The 17,116-nt window shown below is 67.1% G+C and carries 16 protein-coding genes and 1 pseudogene; 10 read left to right on the forward strand and 7 right to left on the reverse strand.

The window, feature by feature from the left end; translation table 11 throughout:
* Window positions 1-313 precede the first annotated feature (313 nt).
* Window positions 314-547, forward strand: coding sequence for a hypothetical protein (locus RPC_RS05675; RefSeq protein ID WP_208855633.1), 234 nt, complete (start codon window positions 314-316; stop codon window positions 545-547).
* A gap of 5 nt (window positions 548-552) precedes the next feature.
* Here RPC_RS05675 and RPC_RS05680 read toward each other — a convergent pair whose 3' ends face one another.
* Window positions 553-1,023, reverse strand: coding sequence for an NUDIX hydrolase (locus RPC_RS05680; protein ID WP_011471598.1), 471 nt, complete (start codon window positions 1,021-1,023; stop codon window positions 553-555).
* 132 nt (window positions 1,024-1,155) lie between these two features.
* On the opposite strand from RPC_RS05680, the gene RPC_RS05685 reads away from it, so the two are divergent.
* On the forward strand, window positions 1,156-1,461 hold the full coding sequence (locus RPC_RS05685; protein WP_011471599.1) for a hypothetical protein: 306 nt from the start codon (window positions 1,156-1,158) through the stop codon (window positions 1,459-1,461).
* Between the two features lie 133 nt (window positions 1,462-1,594).
* On the opposite strand, the gene paoC is transcribed toward RPC_RS05685, so the two are convergent.
* The 3 genes from paoC to paoA are packed head-to-tail and all read right to left on the reverse strand — an operon-like array spanning window position 1,595 to window position 5,454.
* Window positions 1,595-3,847 (reverse strand): aldehyde oxidoreductase molybdenum-binding subunit PaoC, encoded by a 2,253-nt coding sequence (gene paoC / locus RPC_RS05690; RefSeq protein WP_011471600.1) that lies wholly within the window; start codon window positions 3,845-3,847, stop codon window positions 1,595-1,597.
* 3 nt (window positions 3,848-3,850) lie between these two features.
* A complete protein-coding gene (locus RPC_RS05695; RefSeq protein ID WP_011471601.1) occupies window positions 3,851-4,801 on the reverse strand; it encodes an FAD binding domain-containing protein in 951 nt (316 codons plus the stop codon).
* Complete coding sequence (gene paoA / locus RPC_RS05700; protein ID WP_011471602.1) at window positions 4,798-5,454, reverse strand: aldehyde dehydrogenase iron-sulfur subunit PaoA; 657 nt, start codon at window positions 5,452-5,454, stop codon at window positions 4,798-4,800. Before paoA ends, RPC_RS05695 begins: the two co-directional genes overlap by 4 nt.
* Before the next feature lie 562 nt (window positions 5,455-6,016).
* Here paoA and atzF point away from each other — a divergent pair.
* On the forward strand, window positions 6,017-7,810 hold the full coding sequence (gene atzF, locus RPC_RS05705) for an allophanate hydrolase (protein WP_011471603.1): 1,794 nt from the start codon (window positions 6,017-6,019) through the stop codon (window positions 7,808-7,810).
* 218 nt (window positions 7,811-8,028) lie between these two features.
* On the opposite strand, the gene RPC_RS05710 is transcribed toward atzF, so the two are convergent.
* Both RPC_RS05710 and pdxH read right to left on the reverse strand, forming a co-directional pair.
* The gene (locus tag RPC_RS05710) at window positions 8,029-8,817 is read right to left on the reverse strand and encodes an SDR family NAD(P)-dependent oxidoreductase (RefSeq protein ID WP_011471604.1); all 789 of its coding nucleotides are present in this window, start codon (window positions 8,815-8,817) and stop codon (window positions 8,029-8,031) included.
* Window positions 8,814-9,455, reverse strand: a complete 642-nt coding sequence (gene pdxH / locus RPC_RS05715) for a pyridoxamine 5'-phosphate oxidase (protein WP_011471605.1) — start codon at window positions 9,453-9,455, stop codon at window positions 8,814-8,816. Before pdxH ends, RPC_RS05710 begins: the two co-directional genes overlap by 4 nt.
* 15 nt (window positions 9,456-9,470) lie before the next feature.
* On the opposite strand from pdxH, the gene RPC_RS05720 reads away from it, so the two are divergent.
* The 6 genes and pseudogenes from RPC_RS05720 (at window position 9,471) to aroC (ending at window position 15,121) form a co-directional block, all read left to right on the forward strand.
* A complete protein-coding gene (locus RPC_RS05720; protein WP_011471606.1) occupies window positions 9,471-9,995 on the forward strand; it encodes an RT0821/Lpp0805 family surface protein in 525 nt (174 codons plus the stop codon).
* Window positions 9,996-10,115: 120 nt separating this feature from the next.
* Complete coding sequence (locus tag RPC_RS05725) at window positions 10,116-11,093, forward strand: DnaJ C-terminal domain-containing protein (protein WP_011471607.1); 978 nt, start codon at window positions 10,116-10,118, stop codon at window positions 11,091-11,093.
* Between the two features lie 187 nt (window positions 11,094-11,280).
* Window positions 11,281-11,385 (forward strand): annotated as a pseudogene (locus RPC_RS26730) (J domain-containing protein); the annotation flags it as partial.
* Window positions 11,386-12,041: 656 nt separating this feature from the next.
* The gene (fabI, locus tag RPC_RS05730; protein WP_011471608.1) at window positions 12,042-12,863 is read left to right on the forward strand and encodes an enoyl-ACP reductase FabI; all 822 of its coding nucleotides are present in this window, start codon (window positions 12,042-12,044) and stop codon (window positions 12,861-12,863) included.
* Between the two features lie 83 nt (window positions 12,864-12,946).
* Complete coding sequence (locus RPC_RS05735) at window positions 12,947-13,540, forward strand: histidine phosphatase family protein (protein ID WP_011471609.1); 594 nt, start codon at window positions 12,947-12,949, stop codon at window positions 13,538-13,540.
* Between the two features lie 492 nt (window positions 13,541-14,032).
* The gene (gene aroC, locus RPC_RS05740) at window positions 14,033-15,121 is read left to right on the forward strand and encodes a chorismate synthase (RefSeq protein WP_011471610.1); all 1,089 of its coding nucleotides are present in this window, start codon (window positions 14,033-14,035) and stop codon (window positions 15,119-15,121) included.
* A gap of 255 nt (window positions 15,122-15,376) precedes the next feature.
* Here the strand turns inward: aroC and clpS are convergent, their stop codons facing one another.
* Entirely contained in the window at window positions 15,377-15,682 is a 306-nt protein-coding gene (clpS, locus tag RPC_RS05745) for an ATP-dependent Clp protease adapter ClpS (RefSeq protein WP_041802504.1), read from the reverse strand.
* A gap of 238 nt (window positions 15,683-15,920) precedes the next feature.
* Here clpS and RPC_RS05750 point away from each other — a divergent pair, with 238 nt between their 5' ends.
* Complete coding sequence (locus RPC_RS05750) at window positions 15,921-16,778, forward strand: DUF1194 domain-containing protein (protein ID WP_011471612.1); 858 nt, start codon at window positions 15,921-15,923, stop codon at window positions 16,776-16,778.
* The last annotated feature ends 338 nt before the right edge of the window (window positions 16,779-17,116 follow it).

A 17,116-nucleotide genomic window follows, 5' to 3' on the forward strand; every position in this document is an offset into this window, starting at 1 on the left:
TGGTTCCATCGACGAACCGGTTGGCACGCACCCTACACGACAAACCTGTTCCGTGGACGTCCGCAGCCGATGGCCTTGCCTTCGCAGGAACGATTCCCGTCCCGACGAATTCTCTGCCGGTCGGGGCCTGCTTAGGTCGGAGCGATCCCCCGAACGGCGGCGTCGTGCTCACCCAGCAGGGGCGGAGCCGCTGTGGTTCTGAACTCTGTTTCTGGACTCTGTTTCTGACCTCTGTTGTTCTGCGCTGTGGAGTTGCGTTGTGTCGTGGTCAGCCCCGTTTTCGCCGCCAATTCTGCTGCCAGGGGGCGGCGAATTGGTCACTCTTCACGACGCGCGCGCCTTTCTGATCCGATTGCCGACCGACGAATGCAATACGCCGCGCTGGCAAGCCGCCCTGGCCGCGGTGCTGATGGTCGGCAGCGACGGTGGCCCGACCGACTTCGCCCGCATCGGCATGATGCATGCGCTGCGGTCGCACGGCAAGTTCCTCAACGAGACCAGCCGCCGGAAGCGCGGCGCCGCCCGCAAGCCGGCGTTCGACGAGTAAGCCGCTTACGTCTCGACGCTTTGCACGTCAGATTTTGGCACGTCAGATCTTGCCGCCTCGGCTTTGAGCAGTTCATCTTTCATCAGGCTCCGGATCGCCTTTTTCAACCCGCGTTTATGGACCATCGCCGCGGCGTTCCCGGCAGGAAGCCATCGCCGCTCGCGCTGCAGCCGTTCGGGCCACATCTCGTGCTGCTTGATGACCTGCATTGGAAACAGCCGCACCTCACAAGTGACAGGCTCGCCGCGCTTGACCCGGCGGTGCTTGAAGCGCCCGACCGGCCTGGGGTGGGCCGAGCCTTCGAGCCCGGCTTCCTCGCGCGCTTCGATCTCGGCGGTCTGGTGCGGCGAATGGTGTTTGATCGGCCAGCCCTTCGGCACCGACCAACGCCGTTTGTTCCGCGTCGTCACCAGCAGGATTTCGGGGCCGGACGGCGTCAAACGAAACGGCAGCGCACCGTATTGCATCAGCTTCATCGGCGGTTCCCTCAATTGCAGGGCGAAAACGTCGTGCTGTCCGCTCGGTTCCTTCTGCGCTCGCGGCAACCGGGCGAGGAACGCGAGGCGAGCCGAGATTGTTATACCGGAAACCGGGACGATGGAGGCACGATGCAGCAGTCGATCAGGGGTGGATTCGCCACCCGCAGGGACGCCGAACTCGCGGTGGAGCGTCTGGTGCAGGAACACGGCGTCGACCGCGCCGCGATCGTCGTCACGGCTCGCGGCGAGGCCAACAGCGCCGGATCAAAGATTGCCGGCGCCGACGCCGAGAGCGGGCATCCCGGCATCGAGAAACACGGCGCTCCGGAATTGAACGGCGCGATCGACGTGGCGATCAGCTGTGGGGTGAGTCAAGCGGACATCGTCGCGGCGGCGCTGAAGCAGGCCGGCGCGCAGGACGTCAGCACGAGCTGATCGAACGACCGCCATGCCGCTAGTCGGGCCATTTCCGAGGTCCACGTTCTCCGACGATCGGCCGTGGAAACCCCCTTCGTCGTCGCGCCAACTGCAGGCGCGCGACGCAGGCAATGTTGGTTCTTCTGAGAGCTCAGCCAACCGCCGGCAGCTTGTCGATCAGCTTATCGAGCGTGACCGGATAGTCCCGCACCCGGACCCCGGTGGCGTTGTAGACCGCATTAGCAACGGCCGCCGCCACCCCGCAAATGCCGAGTTCGGCGACGCCCTTGGCCTTCATCGGCGACGACATCGGGTCGGTCTCGTCGAGGAAGATCACCTCCTGATGCGGAATGTCGGCGTGCACCGGCACTTCGTAGCCGGCAAGATCGTGGTTGACGAAAAAGCCGCGGCGCTTGTCGACCACGAGTTCCTCCATCAGCGCCGCGCCGACGCCCATCGTCATCGCGCCGATCACCTGGCTGCGCGCCGTCTTCGGATTGAGAATCCGGCCCGCCGCGCAGACCGCGAGCATGCGCCGGATCCGGATCTCGGCGGTCGCGGCATCGACCCCGACCTCGACGAAATGTGCGCCGAAGGTCGATTGCTGATACTTCTTGTCGAGATCGCCGTACTCGATGCCGTCTTCGGCGCTGAGGCTGCCGTCGCGCGCGGCCTCTGCGAGCGGAATGCCGCGCCGGCCCGAACGCACCTCGCCGCCGCTGAACTCGGCCTCGGCGGAATTGAAGCCGAGCTTCTGCGCGATCGTCTCGCGCAGCTTGATGCAGGCCGCATAGACCCCCGCGGTGGAATTGTTGCCGCCCCATTGCCCGCCCGATCCCGCGGACACCGGGAACGCGGAATCGCCGAGTTTCACCACCACCTTGTCCATCGGCACCCCCATCATCTCGGCGGCGGTTTGCGCGATGATGGTGTAGCTGCCGGTACCGATATCGGTCATGTCGGTCTCGACGGTGATACCACCGCTCTGCTCGAGCCGCACCCGCGCGGCCGATTTGGTCAGCTGATTGTTGCGGAACGCCGCGGCGACACCCATGCCGACCAGCCAGCGGCCGTCGCGCAGCTCGCCGGGCTTTGGAGTACGTTTCGCCCAGCCGAAGCGGTCGCGGCCGGTCTCAAAACACTGGATCAGCTGGCGCTGCGAAAACGGCAGCTCGGTCTTGGTCGCCATGCCGACGGTCTGCGAATCCCTTGAAGTCGCTTTGGCATTGTCCGGCACCACCTGGGTGTCGTTGAGAATCCGAAACGCGATCGGGTCCATCGCCAGCTGCTCGGCGATCTCGTCGACCGCGATTTCCAGCGCCATCATGCCGCTGGCTTCGCCGGGCGCGCGCATCGCGTTGCCTTCCGGAAGATCGAGCACGGCGAGTCGCGTCGCCGTCATGCGATTGGCGCCGGCATAGAGCTGGCGGGTCTGGCTCACCGCGCCGTCCGGCTTGCCGCCCGGCAGATCGCCGGACCAGCTCTCATGGCCGATCGCGGTGATCTTGCCGTCCTTGTCGGCGCCGATGCGAATCCGCTGCACCGTCGCCGGGCGATGCGTGGTGTTGTTGAACAGCAGCGCGCGCTGCAGGGTCAGCTTCACCGGCCGTCCCGCGGCGCGTGCGCCGAGCGCCGCCAAGATCGCATCGGCCCGCACGAACAGTTTGGAGCCGAACCCGCCGCCGATATATTGCGAGACCAGCCGGACCTTCTCCTGCGGCATCTTCAAGGTCTTCGCTACCTCGCCGACGCCCCAGGCAATCATCTGGTTCGAGGTCCACAAGGTGAGTTTGTCGCCGTCCCAAAGCGCGGTCGTGGCGTGCGGCTCCATCATGGCGTGGGATTCATCCGGCGTGGCGTACATCTGATCGAGCCGCACCGGGGCCGCCGCGAACGCCGTGTCGAAATCGCCGACCGCGCTGTCGGCCGGCCCGCCGAGCAGTTTGGACGGCTTGGCATCGGCCATCCCGGCGCGCAGGTCGAAGCTGCCGCCGTCGTCCTGATAGTCGGCCCGGATCAGCTGCGCCGCATCGCGGGCCTGCTCGAAGGTCTCGGCGACCACCACCGCGATGGCCTGGTGATAATGCTCGATCTGCGGGCCGCCGAGCAGCTTCGCGGTGTTGTTCTTGCCCTTGTCGAGCGCGCCGGCATTCTCGGCGGTGACGATCGCCAGCACGCCCGGCGCCGCCTTGGCGGCGGCGAGGTCGATCGCCTTGATGCGTCCCTTGGCGATCGCAGCACCCAGCACAAAGCCATAGGCGGGGTTCGGCACCACGTCGTGGCGCTCATAGGAATAGCGTGCGGTGCCGGTGGTCTTCAGCGGGCCGTCGACGCGATCGAGCGGCTGGCCGATCACTTTGAGCTGGTCGATCGGATTGGTCCCTGCAGGCGCGTCGAACTTCATGGCTCAACCTTTCGCTTCGGCCAGCACGGCGCCGAGCGTGCGCTCGACCAGCGGCCGCTTGTATGCGTTCTGTTCGGTCGGCCTGGCGTCGGCCAGCAGTTGCGCGGTGACCGCCTTAGCGCCGCGCGGCATCTCGCTGTCCGCGGCCTCGACGCGCCACGGCTTGTGGGCGACGCCGCCGAGCGCGACGCGCCCCGAGCCATCGCGCTGCACGATGGCGGCGACCGAGACCAGCGCGAACGCAAAAGACGCGCGGTCGCGCACCTTGCGATAGATCTGCTTGCCGCCGAGCGGTTTCGGCAGCGTCACCGCGGTGATCAGTTCGCCGGGATTGAGCGACGTTTCGATCTGCGGGGTGTCGCCGGGCAGCCGGTGCAAGTCCGCGATCGGAATCCGCCGTTCCGCGCCGCCGGCGCTCACGGTTTCCACGGTGGCGTCGAGCAGCCGCATCGCCACCGCCATGTCGCTCGGATGGGTGGCGATGCAGGCGTCGCTGACGCCGACGATGGCGTGCTGGCGGCTGAAGCCGTGCAGCGCGCCGCAGCCGCTGCCGGGCCGGCGTTTGTTGCAGGGTTGGTTGGTGTCGTAGAAATACGGACAGCGGGTGCGCTGCAGCAGGTTGCCGGCGGTGGTGGCCTGATTGCGCAACTGGCCGTTGGCGCCGGCCAGGAGCGCGCGCGACAGCACGGCGTAGTCGCGCCGCACCGTGTGATCCGCCGCCAGATCGGTGTTGCGCACCAGCGCGCCGATCCGCAAGCCTCCGTCGGAGGTCGCTTCGATCTTGTCGAGCCCGAGCCGATTGACGTCGATCAGGTGCTTCGGGGTTTCGATCTGCAGCTTCATCAGATCCAACAGGTTGGTGCCGCCGGCGACGAATTTCGCGCCATCGACCCGGGCTGCTGCTGCGGCCGCTGCCGCGGGCGAGTTCGGGCGCTCGTAGCTGAACGGCTTCATGCCGGCCTCCCTGCGACGTCGCTGATCGCTTCGGCGATGTTGGAATAGGCGCCGCAGCGGCAGATGTTGCCGCTCATCCGCTCGCGTAGCTCGGCGTTGGTCAGCTGCGGCATCGCTTCGAGGTCCGCGGTGACATGGCTCGGAATGCCGGCCTTGATTTCGTCGAGCTCGGCGACCGCCGAGCAGATCTGACCCGGCGTGCAATAGCCGCATTGATAGCCGTCGTGTTTGACGAAGGCGGCCTGCATCGGGTGCATGTTGTCCGGCGTGCCCAAGCCTTCGATGGTGGTGATGGCGTCGCCCTGATGCATGATCGCGAGGCTGAGGCAGGACGCGATCCTGCGGCCTTCGACGATCACCGTGCAGGCGCCGCATTGCCCCTGATCGCAGCCTTTCTTCGATCCCGTCAAATTGAGATGCTCGCGCAGCGCGTCGAGCAAGGTGGTGCGGGTATCGAGATCGAGTTGGTGCGAAACTCCGTTCACCGTGAACGAGACGTTGGCGAGCGACGGCGCGCCGACCGCGAGCGGCGGCGTCGGTCGGCCGAGGTCCTGGGCTCTGGCATGGCCGGGCATGGCGCCGAGCGCCAGCGTGCCGGCGGTTGCCATTAATACGTGGCGTCGCGATAGCTTCAGTTCACCGAAGGGCGGCATCGATCTGGTTCCGTGTCCGCTGCGAAAAGTCGCGGGGCTAAACGTTGCAAAACCGAAACGTTCCGCGGTGCGGGATGCGATGACGCGCAAAAAGCCGAGAGCATTGAACGTCTCGGCTGCACAAATTTATGATTTGCAAGGCCGCGCCCCGGCGGCCGAAAAACTTCCCCGCCGCGCGTTCGCTAACCGCCCCCCGCCGTCATCCTGAGGAGCCCGGCGAAGCGCAGCGAAGCCGGGCGTCTCGAAGGATGGGCCGCGGGTGCTTGCGGCGCATCCTTCGAGGCCCTCGCGATGCTCGGGCACCTCAGGATGACGGCGCCTGCGGGGTGGAGTCAGCCGAGACCAAGCGCAGGCGGTCACGTTCGTTGTGCCGCCCGCCGTCCCGCATTGTTGCACAATCGGGGTGACGCACCGGATCGCGCTGGCTATGCTGCGGCGCCGCGCGGCGCAGGCCGCCGGTGTCCCGTCCTGTGGTTTCCGGAGTTTGCCTTGCAGCGTTTGACAGATCCCACCCGCGCCGATCGGGCGATGCCCGTTGTCTCCACGGCGGCGGAGCGTACCCGTGGCTGAGACCATCGCCGACCTCGTCGCCGAGCATCGCGCCGGCACCACCACCCCCGCCGAGACCGTGGCGCGCAGCTATCGCCGAATTCGCGAGCGCAACGATCCGTCGATCTTCATCAGCCTGCGCGACGAGGCCGAGGCGATCGCCGAAGCCCAGGCGCTGGGCGGCAAGGACGCCGCGGCGCTGCCGCTGTTCGGCGTGCCGGTGGCGATCAAGGACAATATCGACGTGTTGGGCCTGCCGACCACCGCGGCCTGTCCGGCGTTTGCGTTTCAGCCGGCGCGCGACGCCACCGTGGTGGCGAAACTGCGCGCCGCCGGCGCCATCGTGATCGGCAAGACCAATCTCGATCAGTTCGCCACCGGCCTCGTCGGCGTGCGCTCGCCCTATGGCGTGCCGCGTAACGCGATGCGCGACGATCTGGTGCCGGGCGGTTCGTCCTCCGGCTCCGCGGTCGCGGTGTCGGCCGGGCTGGTGCCGCTGGCGCTCGGCACCGACACCGCCGGAAGCGGCCGGGTGCCGGCGATGCTCAACAACATCGTCGGGCTGAAGCCGACCCTGGGGCTGATCTCCACCGCCGGCGTGCTGCCGGCCTGTCGGACGCTGGATTGCGTCTCGATCTTCGCGCTGACCGTCGACGATGCGGCGATCGCGCTGCAGGCGTTGGCCGGTTACGACGAGGCCGACGCCTATTCGCGCAAGCTGCCGCTGCCGCAGCACGGCCCGTTTGCCGCCCCGCTGCGGCTCGGCGTGCCGCGCGCCGGGCAATTGCAATTCTTCGGCGATGCGCAGTCGGAGCGCGATTATCAGGCCGCGCTGCAGCGCTTCGTGGCACTCGGCTGCACGCCGGTCGAATTCGATCTTGCGCCGTTCGACGAGACCGCGAAGCTGCTCTATGAGGGGCCGTGGGTGGCCGAGCGCTATCTGGTGATCCGCGAGCTTTTGCAGTCCAATCCCGACGCGGTGTATCCGGTGACCCGCGGCATCATCGAGGCCGGCGCCAATGTTACTGGCGCCGACAGCTTCGCGGCGTTGTATCGGCTGCAGGCGCTGCGCCAGCGCAGCGCCAAAACCTTCGAGCAGATCGACGCGATGCTATTGCCGACCGCGCCGACCGCCTACACGGTGGCCGAGCTCGCGGCCGACCCGGTGACGCTGAACAGCCGGCTCGGCATCTACACCAACTTCGTCAACCTGCTCGATCTGTGCGGCCTGGCGCTGCCGTCGACGATCCGCGACGACGGCATCCCGTTCGGCGTCACGCTGCTGGCGCCGGCCGGGCAGGACGCGCGGCTGGCCGGCCTCGGCCGGCTGTTTCATGCCGACACGCAACTACCTATGGGCGCCTCGCAACTGCCGCAGCCGCCGCTCGCCGCGCTGGAGCCGCAGCTCGGCGCCGACGAGATCGCGCTGGTGGTGGTCGGCGCGCATCTGTCGGGGATGGCGCTGAACGGCGAATTGCAGGCGCTGCATGCGCGGCTGTTGCGCGCCACCGACACCGCGCCGGACTATCAGCTCTACGCGTTGCCGGGTTCGGTGCCGCCGAAGCCGGGCATGTTGCGGGTCGAGGCCGGCAGCGGCACCGCGATCGCGGTCGAGGTGTGGGCGTTGTCGCAGGCTGCGTTCGGCCGCTTCGTCGCGGCGATCCCGCGGCCGTTGTCGATCGGCAGCGTGCGGCTCGCCGACGGCTCGCTGGCGAAGGGCTTCCTGGTCGAGCCGATCGCCATCACCGGCGCGCTCGACATCTCGCATTACGGCGGCTGGCGTGCCTTCATCGCCGCGACGGTGTAGGCGCGCAGCATCGCTCAGTATGCTGCGTTCAGGATCGCGCACTGAACCTGCGACGTCATGGCCGGGCTTGTCCCGGCCATCCACGCCCACAAGCGAGTCTTGCCTGTTTCCGTGGGTGGCCGGGACAAGCCCGGCCATGACGCGGAGAGGTGAGCGGGCTTCCGCGACGTCAATCGCGTCGCAAGCGACCGCGTTCGCAAGCCCAGCGACGCCCGCAACTACACGTGCTGGCCGCCGTTGATGTGGATCTCGGCGCCGTTCACGTAGGACGAGGTCTCGGTGCACAGCACGTAGATGATTTTCGCGACCTCGTCCGGGGTGCCGAGCCTCCGCAGCGGGATCTGTTCCTCGACGATCTTGTCGGTGCCGGGCGACAGGATCGAGGTGTCGATCTCGCCGGGCGCGATCGAATTGACCCGCACCCCGACATGGCCGAAATCCGAGGCCATCTCGCGGGTCAACGACGCCAGCGCCGCCTTCGAGGTGGCGTAGGCGGCGCCGGCGAACGGATGCACCCGGGAGCCCGCGATCGAGGTGACGTTGACCACCGAGCCCTTGGTGGCCTTCAATTCCTCGATCAGCCCGCGCGCCATCATGATCGGCGCGAAGAAATTCACCCGGAACACCTGCTCCCAGGTGTCGATCTCGGTGTCGATCGAGCCCATCCGGCCGCCGCCGGCGGCCTTCGGCGAGATCGCGGCGTTGTTGACCAGGGCGTGCAATTGTCCGCCGTCCAGCCGTTCGCGGATTTCGGCGATTCCCCGCACGGTGTCGGCGCGGTCGGCGAGATCGACCTGGATGTGGTCCTCGGGACCCGCGCCCCACGGGCATTCCTCCGGAAACGGATGCCGCGAGCAGGTGATGACGCGCCAGCCGGCGCTGGAAAACCGGATCACGGTGGCGTGGCCGATGCCGCGGCTGGCGCCGGTCAGCAGCAGCGTGCGGCGCGGCGCGTTGCTGTCGGCGAGCGCGGTCGCCGGCCTAGCTTTCGGAGTCTCGGGGCTCATGGGTACAGCCTTGTCTTGGTCCAGGGATGGTCCGGGGTGTCCCGGCGAAATTCGATGCGGTCGTGCAGCCGGAACGGCCGGTCGTGCCAGAACTCGAAGCGCGCCGGGGTGACCCGCCAGCCGCTCCAGCCCGGCGGCCGCGGCACCGCGCCGATCAGATGCTTGGCGGCGACGCCGGCGATCGCCTGTTCGAAGGCGAAGCGGCTTTCCAACGGTTGCGATTGCTTGCTGGCCCAGGCGCCGATCTGCGATTGCTTCGACCTGGTGGCGAAATAGGCGTCGGCCTCGGCGTCGCTGACCGGCGTCACGGCCCCGCGCACCCGCACCTGGCGGCGCAGCGATTTCCAGTGAAACAGTAGCGCCGCCTTGGGATTGGCGGCGAGTTCGCGGCCCTTCTGGCTGGCGATATGGCTGTAGAACACGAAACCGTGGGAATCGTAGCCCTTCATCAGCACCATGCGGACGTCGGGCAGCCCGTCGGGGTCGACGGTGGCCAGCGCCATCGCATTGGGATCGTTCGGCTCCGACCCCGACGCCTCGGCAAACCATTCGGCGAACAGCGCGAATGGCTCCTCGGCGGCGGTGAAATCACCGGACGTTAACCCGCTTGGGTGTTTGATGGAGGTTGCATCGCTCATGCGAGGAGTTCCGAGTTGTTCGTTACCGCGGCCAAGAAGGCGCTGTGGCCCCGGTCGGGGTCCGACCTATATAGGACACGGCGACGCGTTGGCCTATCGGCGATCGGGCCGCCGGCGATCCTGCTAACAACCATTCTAATCGGCTTTGGGGTCGGCGGCTGCAGCCTGTCGCACAACGATGCCGCCTATGCGCAGATGGATGGGTCGTCCGACTTCACCGGCTCGATCCGTTCGTTGACCCGATCGTCGAGCAATGACGGGCCGACCGAAGCCGACCTCGCGCTGGCGCGCAACGCCGCCTCCGACGTGCTGACCAAGGGCGACAAGGATTCCAGCCAGCCCTGGGAAAATCCCTCGACCGGGGCGCGCGGCTCGGTGACGCCGCTGGCCTCGGTCTATTCCACCGACGGCCGCTCCTGCCGGGATTTTCTCGCCAGTTATGTCAAGGACCGCAGCGAAAGCTGGCTGCAGGGCGCCGGCTGCCGCACCGCCTCCGGCCACTGGGAAATTCATACATTAAAGCCTTGGCGAAAGAGCTGAGCACGCCGCGATCGGCACCGAATCCAGTTGCAAAAATGACACGAAGACCCCAGATGAAGGGCAGCTGGGGCTTCGGCCCCGAATCTGCCAGGTTTGAATTCCTCGAAGGAGACGAGACGGATGCGCGACCCCTATGAGGTCCTGGGGGTGCAGCGAGATGCCAGCGCTGCGGCCATCAAGAGCGCCTATCGCAAACTCGCCAAGAAGCATCACCCGGACAACAACAAGAACGACCCGAAATCCGCGTCGCGGTTTTCCGAGGTCAATTCCGCCAATGAGATCATCGGCGACGAGGTCAAGCGCAAGCAGTTCGATCGCGGCGAGATCGATGCCGAGGGCAAGCCGCGCTTTCAAGGCTTTCCCGGCGGCGGCCGCGGCGGGCGCGGCGCGTCGCCCGGCGGCGGCTTCGAGCAGCACAATTTCCGCACCGGTCCGGGCGGCCCCGGCGGCTTCGGCGGCGGCGGCGGCGGTTTCGAGGACATCCTCAACAGCATGTTCGGCGGCGCGGCCGGCGGTGCCCGCGGGCCGCGCGGCGGCCAGGCGTTCGATTTCGACACCGGAGGACTGGCGGCCGATCTCGACCTCACCGTGTCGATGACGGTATCGCTGGAAGATTCGGTCAAGGGCGTCGAGAAGCGGGTGCGGCTGCCGTCGGGCAAGGAGCTCAACGTCAAGGTGCCGGCCGGCGTCACCTCGGGTCAGCAGATCCGGCTGAAGGGCCAGGGCGAGAGCGCCCCCGGCCATCGCCCCGGCGACCTGTTGATCACCGTCAGCATCGCCAGCCATCCATTCTTCAAGGTCGACGGCAACGACCTGCGGGTCGAGCTGCCGATCACGCTGTACGAGGCGGTGCTCGGCGGCAAGGTGCGGGTGCCGACGCTGACCGGCGCGATCGAATTGTCGGTGCCGAAAAACACCTCCAGCGGGCGGATCTTCCGGCTCAAGGGCAAGGGCATCCCGAAGCAGGGCGGCGCCGCCGGCGACCTGTTCGTCACCACCAAGATCGTGCTGCCGGACGGCCACGACGCCGAGCTGGAAGCCTTGATGGAAAAATGGCGGGACCATCGCCCCTACCATCCGCGCAGCGATTTGGGCTGAAGCGCGGGCGCGCACGGGGGCGACCGCGCGGGGCTCGTCAATGAGCCTCGTGTCCCGGACGCGAGCAGCGTTGTTACGCTGCTCCGCGAGCCGGGACCGTTGCAAGCGCCGCGGTCCGTAACGGCCCCGGCTCTGCAGCGCACCACGCCGCAAGAGCGGCGCGTTGCACTGCGTCCGGGGCACACGCTCTACCAAGATCGTGCTGCCGGACGGCCACGACGCCGAGCTGGAAGCCTTGATGGAAAAATGGCGGGATCATCGCCCCTACCATCCGCGCAGCGATTTGGGCTGAAGCGCGGGCGCGCACGGGGGCGACCGCGCGGTTGCTCGTCCATGAGGTGGTGTCCCGGACGCGAGCAGCGTTCTTACGCTGCTCCGCGAGCCGGGACCGTTGCAAGCGCCGCGTTCCGTAACGGCCCCGGCTCTGCAGCGCACCACGCCGCAAGGGCGGCGCACTGCGTTGCGTCCGGGGCACACGCTCTTCATCAAAGCAGGCAATACAGGTTACGGCCTCGACCGGGGGATCAGCGCGTCACCCCGGCCAAGGCCGCGTGCGGTCGACCGGCGGATCGAACGCGACGTTATTTTCATTCCAACTTGCGGTGCGATGTTGAGGCACATCAATGTTGGCCTTAGTAATTCGACGAGGCGGAGCACCTCAGCCGCCACGCCTGCCATTCCGGTATTACCGTTGATTGCGGGCCACGGCCCGTCTGCTTAACCCCGCGACGAAGAGCCTATTCCGGGAAGTCCCGACAGCATCGAATCAGGGGATTTTGCGGCAGTTTTGGGCTGTACCGGCCTCTTTCGCTGGTGTACCTCCACAGCCGCTAGAGCACGGCGGCCGGTCCCGGACCAGTCATCCCGCTCTAGATTTTTGTTTGCGCATGATCTTTTCCGAGAACCGGATGCACTTTCCGGATCATGCGCCCGGCGATCGGAGACGGAATGGCTGACTTTACGGGCTTGATGCAGGGCAAGCGTGGCGTGGTGCTCGGCGTGGCCAATAATCGTTCGATCGCCTGGGGAATTGCCAAGGCCTGTCGCGCCCAGGGCGCGGAGATCGCGCTGACCTGGCAGGGCGACGCGCTGAAGAAGCGGGTCGAGCCGCTCGCCGCCGAATTGGGCGGCATCCTGCTCGGGCATTGCGACGTCACCGATCCGTCGACCATCGACGCGGTGTTCGACGTGCTGAAAGAGAAATGGGGCAAGATCGACTTCGTGGTGCACGCCATCGCGTTCGCCGACAAGGACGAGCTGGTCGGCCGCTATGTCGACACCAGCGCCGACAATTTCTCCAAGTCGATGCTGATCTCCTGCTACTCGCTGACCGCGATCGCGCAGCGCGCCGAAAAGCTGATGACCGACGGCGGCTCGATCCTGACGCTGACCTATTACGGCGCCGAAAAGTGGATGCCGCATTACAACGTGATGGGTGTCGCCAAGGCGGCGCTGGAGGCCAGCGTGCGCTATCTCGCCGCCGACCTCGGCGAAAAGAACATCCGGGTCAACGCGATTTCGGCCGGGCCGATCAAAACGCTGGCGGCCTCGGGGATCGGCGACTTCCGCTACATTCTGAAGTGGAACGAGTACAATTCGCCGATGCGCCGCACCGTCACCATCGACGAGGTCGGCGACAGCGCGGTGTATCTGTTGTCGGGGATGTCGCGCGGCGTCACCGGCGAGGTGCACCACGTCGATTGCGGTTACCACGTGGTCGGCATGAAGCGCCCCGACGCGCCGGATATTTCGCTGGCGAGCAAGGACTGACGCCACCCAACCGCCGTGCCCTTCGAGACGCGGCTGCGCCGCTCCTCGGGGGGACGGCTCATTCGAACCCGAGCCATTTAGAAATGCCGACCATCTACTACGTCCGCCACGGCGAAACCGACTGGAACGCCACCGGCCGCTTCCAAGGCACCCAGGACATTCCGCTCAACGACATCGGCCGCACCCAGGCCGCCGCGGCGGGCCACATGCTGGGGGACTTGCTGACCCGCGAACGACGCACGCCGGCCGAGCTGGCGTTCGTGGCGAGCCCTTTGGGCCGCGCCCGGCTCACCATGGAGCTGCTGCGCGGCGCGCTGCAGCTTTCGCCGGCGGACTACGCGGTCGACGATCGGCTGCGCGAGATCTGCTACGGCGACTGGGAAGGCTTCACGCTGCCGCAGATGGAGAAATCCGATCCGCAGATCTATGCGGCGCGGCTCGCCGACCGCTGGAGCGTGGCGCCGCTCGGCGGTGAGAGCTACGCCAGCCGGCTGCCGTTGGTCGCCGACTGGGCGAATTCGCTCGAAGCCGACACCGTGGTGGTCGGCCATGTCGGCACCGCGCGCACCCTGATGGTGGCGCTCGGCCTCGCCACCCCGACGCTGGCGATCGAAGGCCCGATCGTGCAAGGCGCAGTCTACGTGTTCCGCGACGGCGGGCTGGAGATTTATAGCTGAGCGGCGGTTGAGTTCGATCAGTTAAGGGGCGCGGCACTTCGCGGAGCTTGCCGCGAACGCCTTGAGCTTCGGCTGGTGAAGGTGGGGTGTGCGCCTTCGTGTGAAACACTCCCGCAGCCGCAACGGCAGCGCGCTCCCCTCCCCCCTTGCGGGGAGGGGTCGGGGGTGGGGGTCCACACGTCGCAGCGCTCAAGCTTCATCACATTTTCCGATGCACAAGCCGACGTAAGCAAGTTCTCGATACCGACGCTGTGCTCGGAGACCCCCACCCCCGCCCCCTCCCCGCAAGGGGGAGGGGAGAAGAGGCGCCTCGCTCCAGTTTGCGACGCCATCCTCTCTCATAAGGGAGGAGAGAAGAGACCGCGGGGCAGCGCCGTCATCTTCATGGCTAAGCCGGTCGTTTGACCCATCTGGCGCCCCGCGTTACGACAAGCGCGCGTTGACCTTCGACGCCACTGTTGTCTGTCATCTCCCGCGACCAGGCGCCCCAAAATGTCGTTCAACACCTTCGGCCACATGTTTCGCGTCACCACCTTCGGCGAGAGCCATGGCGTGGCGATCGGCTGCGTGGTCGACGGCTGTCCGCCCTTGATCGCGCTTACCGAGGCCGACATCCAGCGCGACCTCGACCGCAGGCGGCCGGGGCAGTCGCGCTTCACCACCCAGCGCCAGGAAGCCGACCAGGTGAAGATCCTGTCCGGGGTGATGGTGCATCCGCAGAGCGGCTTGCAGGTCACCACCGGCGCGCCGATCGCGCTCTTGATCGAGAACACCGACCAGCGCTCGAAAGACTATTCCGAGATCAAGGACAAGTTTCGCCCCGGCCACGCCGACTTCACCTATGAGGCGAAATACGGCATCCGCGATTATCGCGGCGGCGGCCGTTCCTCGGCGCGCGAGACCGCGACCCGCGTCGCCGCCGGTGCGATCGCCCGCAAAGTGGTGCCCGGCATCACCGTGCGCGCCGCTTTGGTGCAGATGGGGCCGCACCAGATCGACCGCGACAACTGGGATTGGGAGGAGGTCGGCAACAATCCGTTCTTCTGCCCGGACAAGGACAAGGCGAAATTCTTCGAGGACTATCTCGACGGCATCCGCAAGAACGGCTCCTCGATCGGCGCGGTGATCGAGGTGGTCGCCGACGGCGTGCCGGCGGGGTGGGGCGCGCCGATCTACGCCAAGCTCGACACCGACATCGCCGCGGCGCTGATGAGCATCAACGCGGTGAAGGGCGTCGAGATCGGCGACGGCTTCGCCACCGCAGCACTCACCGGCGAGCAGAACGCCGACGAAATGCGCGCCGGCAATGATGGCCCGAGCTTCCTGTCGAACCACGCCGGCGGCATTTTGGGCGGCATCTCCACCGGGCAGCCGGTGGTGGCGCGGTTTGCGGTGAAGCCGACCTCCTCGATCCTGGCGCCGCGCAAGACCGTGGATCGCGACGGCCACGACACCGACATTCTCACCAAGGGCCGCCACGACCCCTGCGTCGGCATCCGCGCGGTGTCGGTGGCCGAAGCCATGGTCGCCTGCGTGCTCGCCGATCACCTGATCCGCCACCGCGGCCAGATCGGCGGGTAGGGCAGCCGCGTCGTCTGGGTCCCAGCGACGCGCCCACGTCGCGGCACTCTTGCCACCCGCACGGCGTCATCCTGAGGAGCCCGGCGAAGTCCGAAGGACGAAGCCGGGCGTCTCGAAGGATGCGGCTGCGCGCCGTGTCGCTCGATGGTGCAGCCGCCTCGCTCGGGGTACATCCTTCAAGGCCCTCGCTGCGCTCGGGCGCCTCAGGATGACGGCGCGTGTGTATCAGCGGTCTGCAAAGAGCCGGTCGCGCCGCTACTCCTCCGGCTCGGTGGTGAACAACAGCGGATAGCCTTTGGCGCGGCCGGCGTCGGTCGCTCGCGTAGCTTTGGTTTCCGCGACGTCCTTGGTGAACACCGCGACGACGCAGACGCCGCGTTGATGCGCGGTGATCATCACCTTGTGGGCCTGGTCCTCGGTCATGCGGAACTCCGCCTGCAGCACCCGCACCACGAATTCGCGCGGCGTGTAGTCGTCATTGACCAGGATTACCTTGTGCAGCTTCGGCCGCTCGGTCTTCGGCTTGACCTTGGTTCGCGGTGCGACGTCGACGGGACTCATGCGCGCGCTCATCGATGTGGTGCCCGGCTAGTTTTGGCCGGCCAGGCAGTTTACCGCGTTGCGCGGCGCGGCGAAACCGGGCCCCGGCCCTGCCGCCCGCCCGCCGTCCTGATCGAGCACGGTGGCGCGCTAACCGGATTGTGAACGGGAACAGGGGTTTCGCGCCTTTCGCATTTTCGTTGCCGTGTCACCATCGGAGCCGGCGCGAGCATCGCGTCCGACGACGGGAGGACCGCGGATGCGCTGGGGTGTCTCGATCGCGACGGCGACCGCGCTGATCGCCGCGGCGCTGATCTCCGGCGACGTCGCCGGCGTCGCCGCGCCCGCCGCCTCGCCGCCGGTGCCCGCGGCCGGCGAGGAGCTCAAGCCGGTCGACGTCGAACTGGTGCTGGCGCTCGACGTCTCCTACTCGATGGATCTCGACGAATTGGCGCTGCAGCGCGAAGGCTACGCCCAGGCGATCGTCTCCAAGGAATTCCTGCAGGCGCTGAAGTCGGGCCCGACCGGCAAGATCGCGGTGACGATGTTCGAATGGGCGGCCTCCGGCGACCAGAAGCTGATCATTCCCTGGGTGGTGATCGACGGCCCGGAATCCGCCGACGCGGTGGCCGCCGAAATCCTCAAATCGCCGATCAGGCGCGCCTCGCGCACCTCGATCTCCGGCGCGATCGCTTTCGCGATCCCGCTGATCGAGGACAATCCCTATCACGGGCTGCGCCGGGTGATCGACATCTCCGGCGACGGCCCCAACAACAACGGCATGCCGGTCACCATGGCGCGCGACGCCGCGCTGGAGAAGGGCATCATCATCAACGGCCTGCCGATCATGGTGAAGGAGCCGTCCTATTCGACGATGGATATCGACAATCTCGATTACTACTACGAGGACTGCGTGATCGGCGGGCCCGGATCGTTCGTCGTCACTATCAAGCACCGCGACAAATTCAAGGAGGCGATCCACACCAAGCTGGTGATGGAAGTCGCCGGCCGGGTGCCGGAGCATCGCGTGGTGCCGGTGGCGGAGCAAACGCCCGCCGAGCCGCGGGTGTCGTGCATGGTCGGCGAGCGGATCTGGCAGGACAGGTGGGGACGGTGAGGGGCTTCAAAGCGCGCAGCCATGCGCGCAACAAGTCCAACGCCGTCATCCTGAGGAGCCCGGCTGAGCTCGAAGAGCGAAGCCGGGCGTCTCGAAGGATGCGGTCACGCGTGGCCGGGCTCCGCGCCCCCGTGGCCCATCCTTCGAGGCCCTCGCGTTGCTCGGGCACCTCAGGATGACGGAGTCATTGCAGTAAGCTCAGGAAGAGGGCGCTCGCGGGCTGTGATGAGGTCGACAGCTGTGTCCCGGACGCGAGGCCGCCGCCTTGCGCGGCGTCGCGAGCCGGGACCGTTGCAAAGGCTGCGCTTGGAATGGCCCCGGATCTGCGTCGCACCACG

Source organism: Rhodopseudomonas palustris BisB18 (genome assembly GCF_000013745.1).
GTDB classification, from domain to species: domain Bacteria; phylum Pseudomonadota; class Alphaproteobacteria; order Rhizobiales; family Xanthobacteraceae; genus Rhodopseudomonas_A; species Rhodopseudomonas_A palustris_F.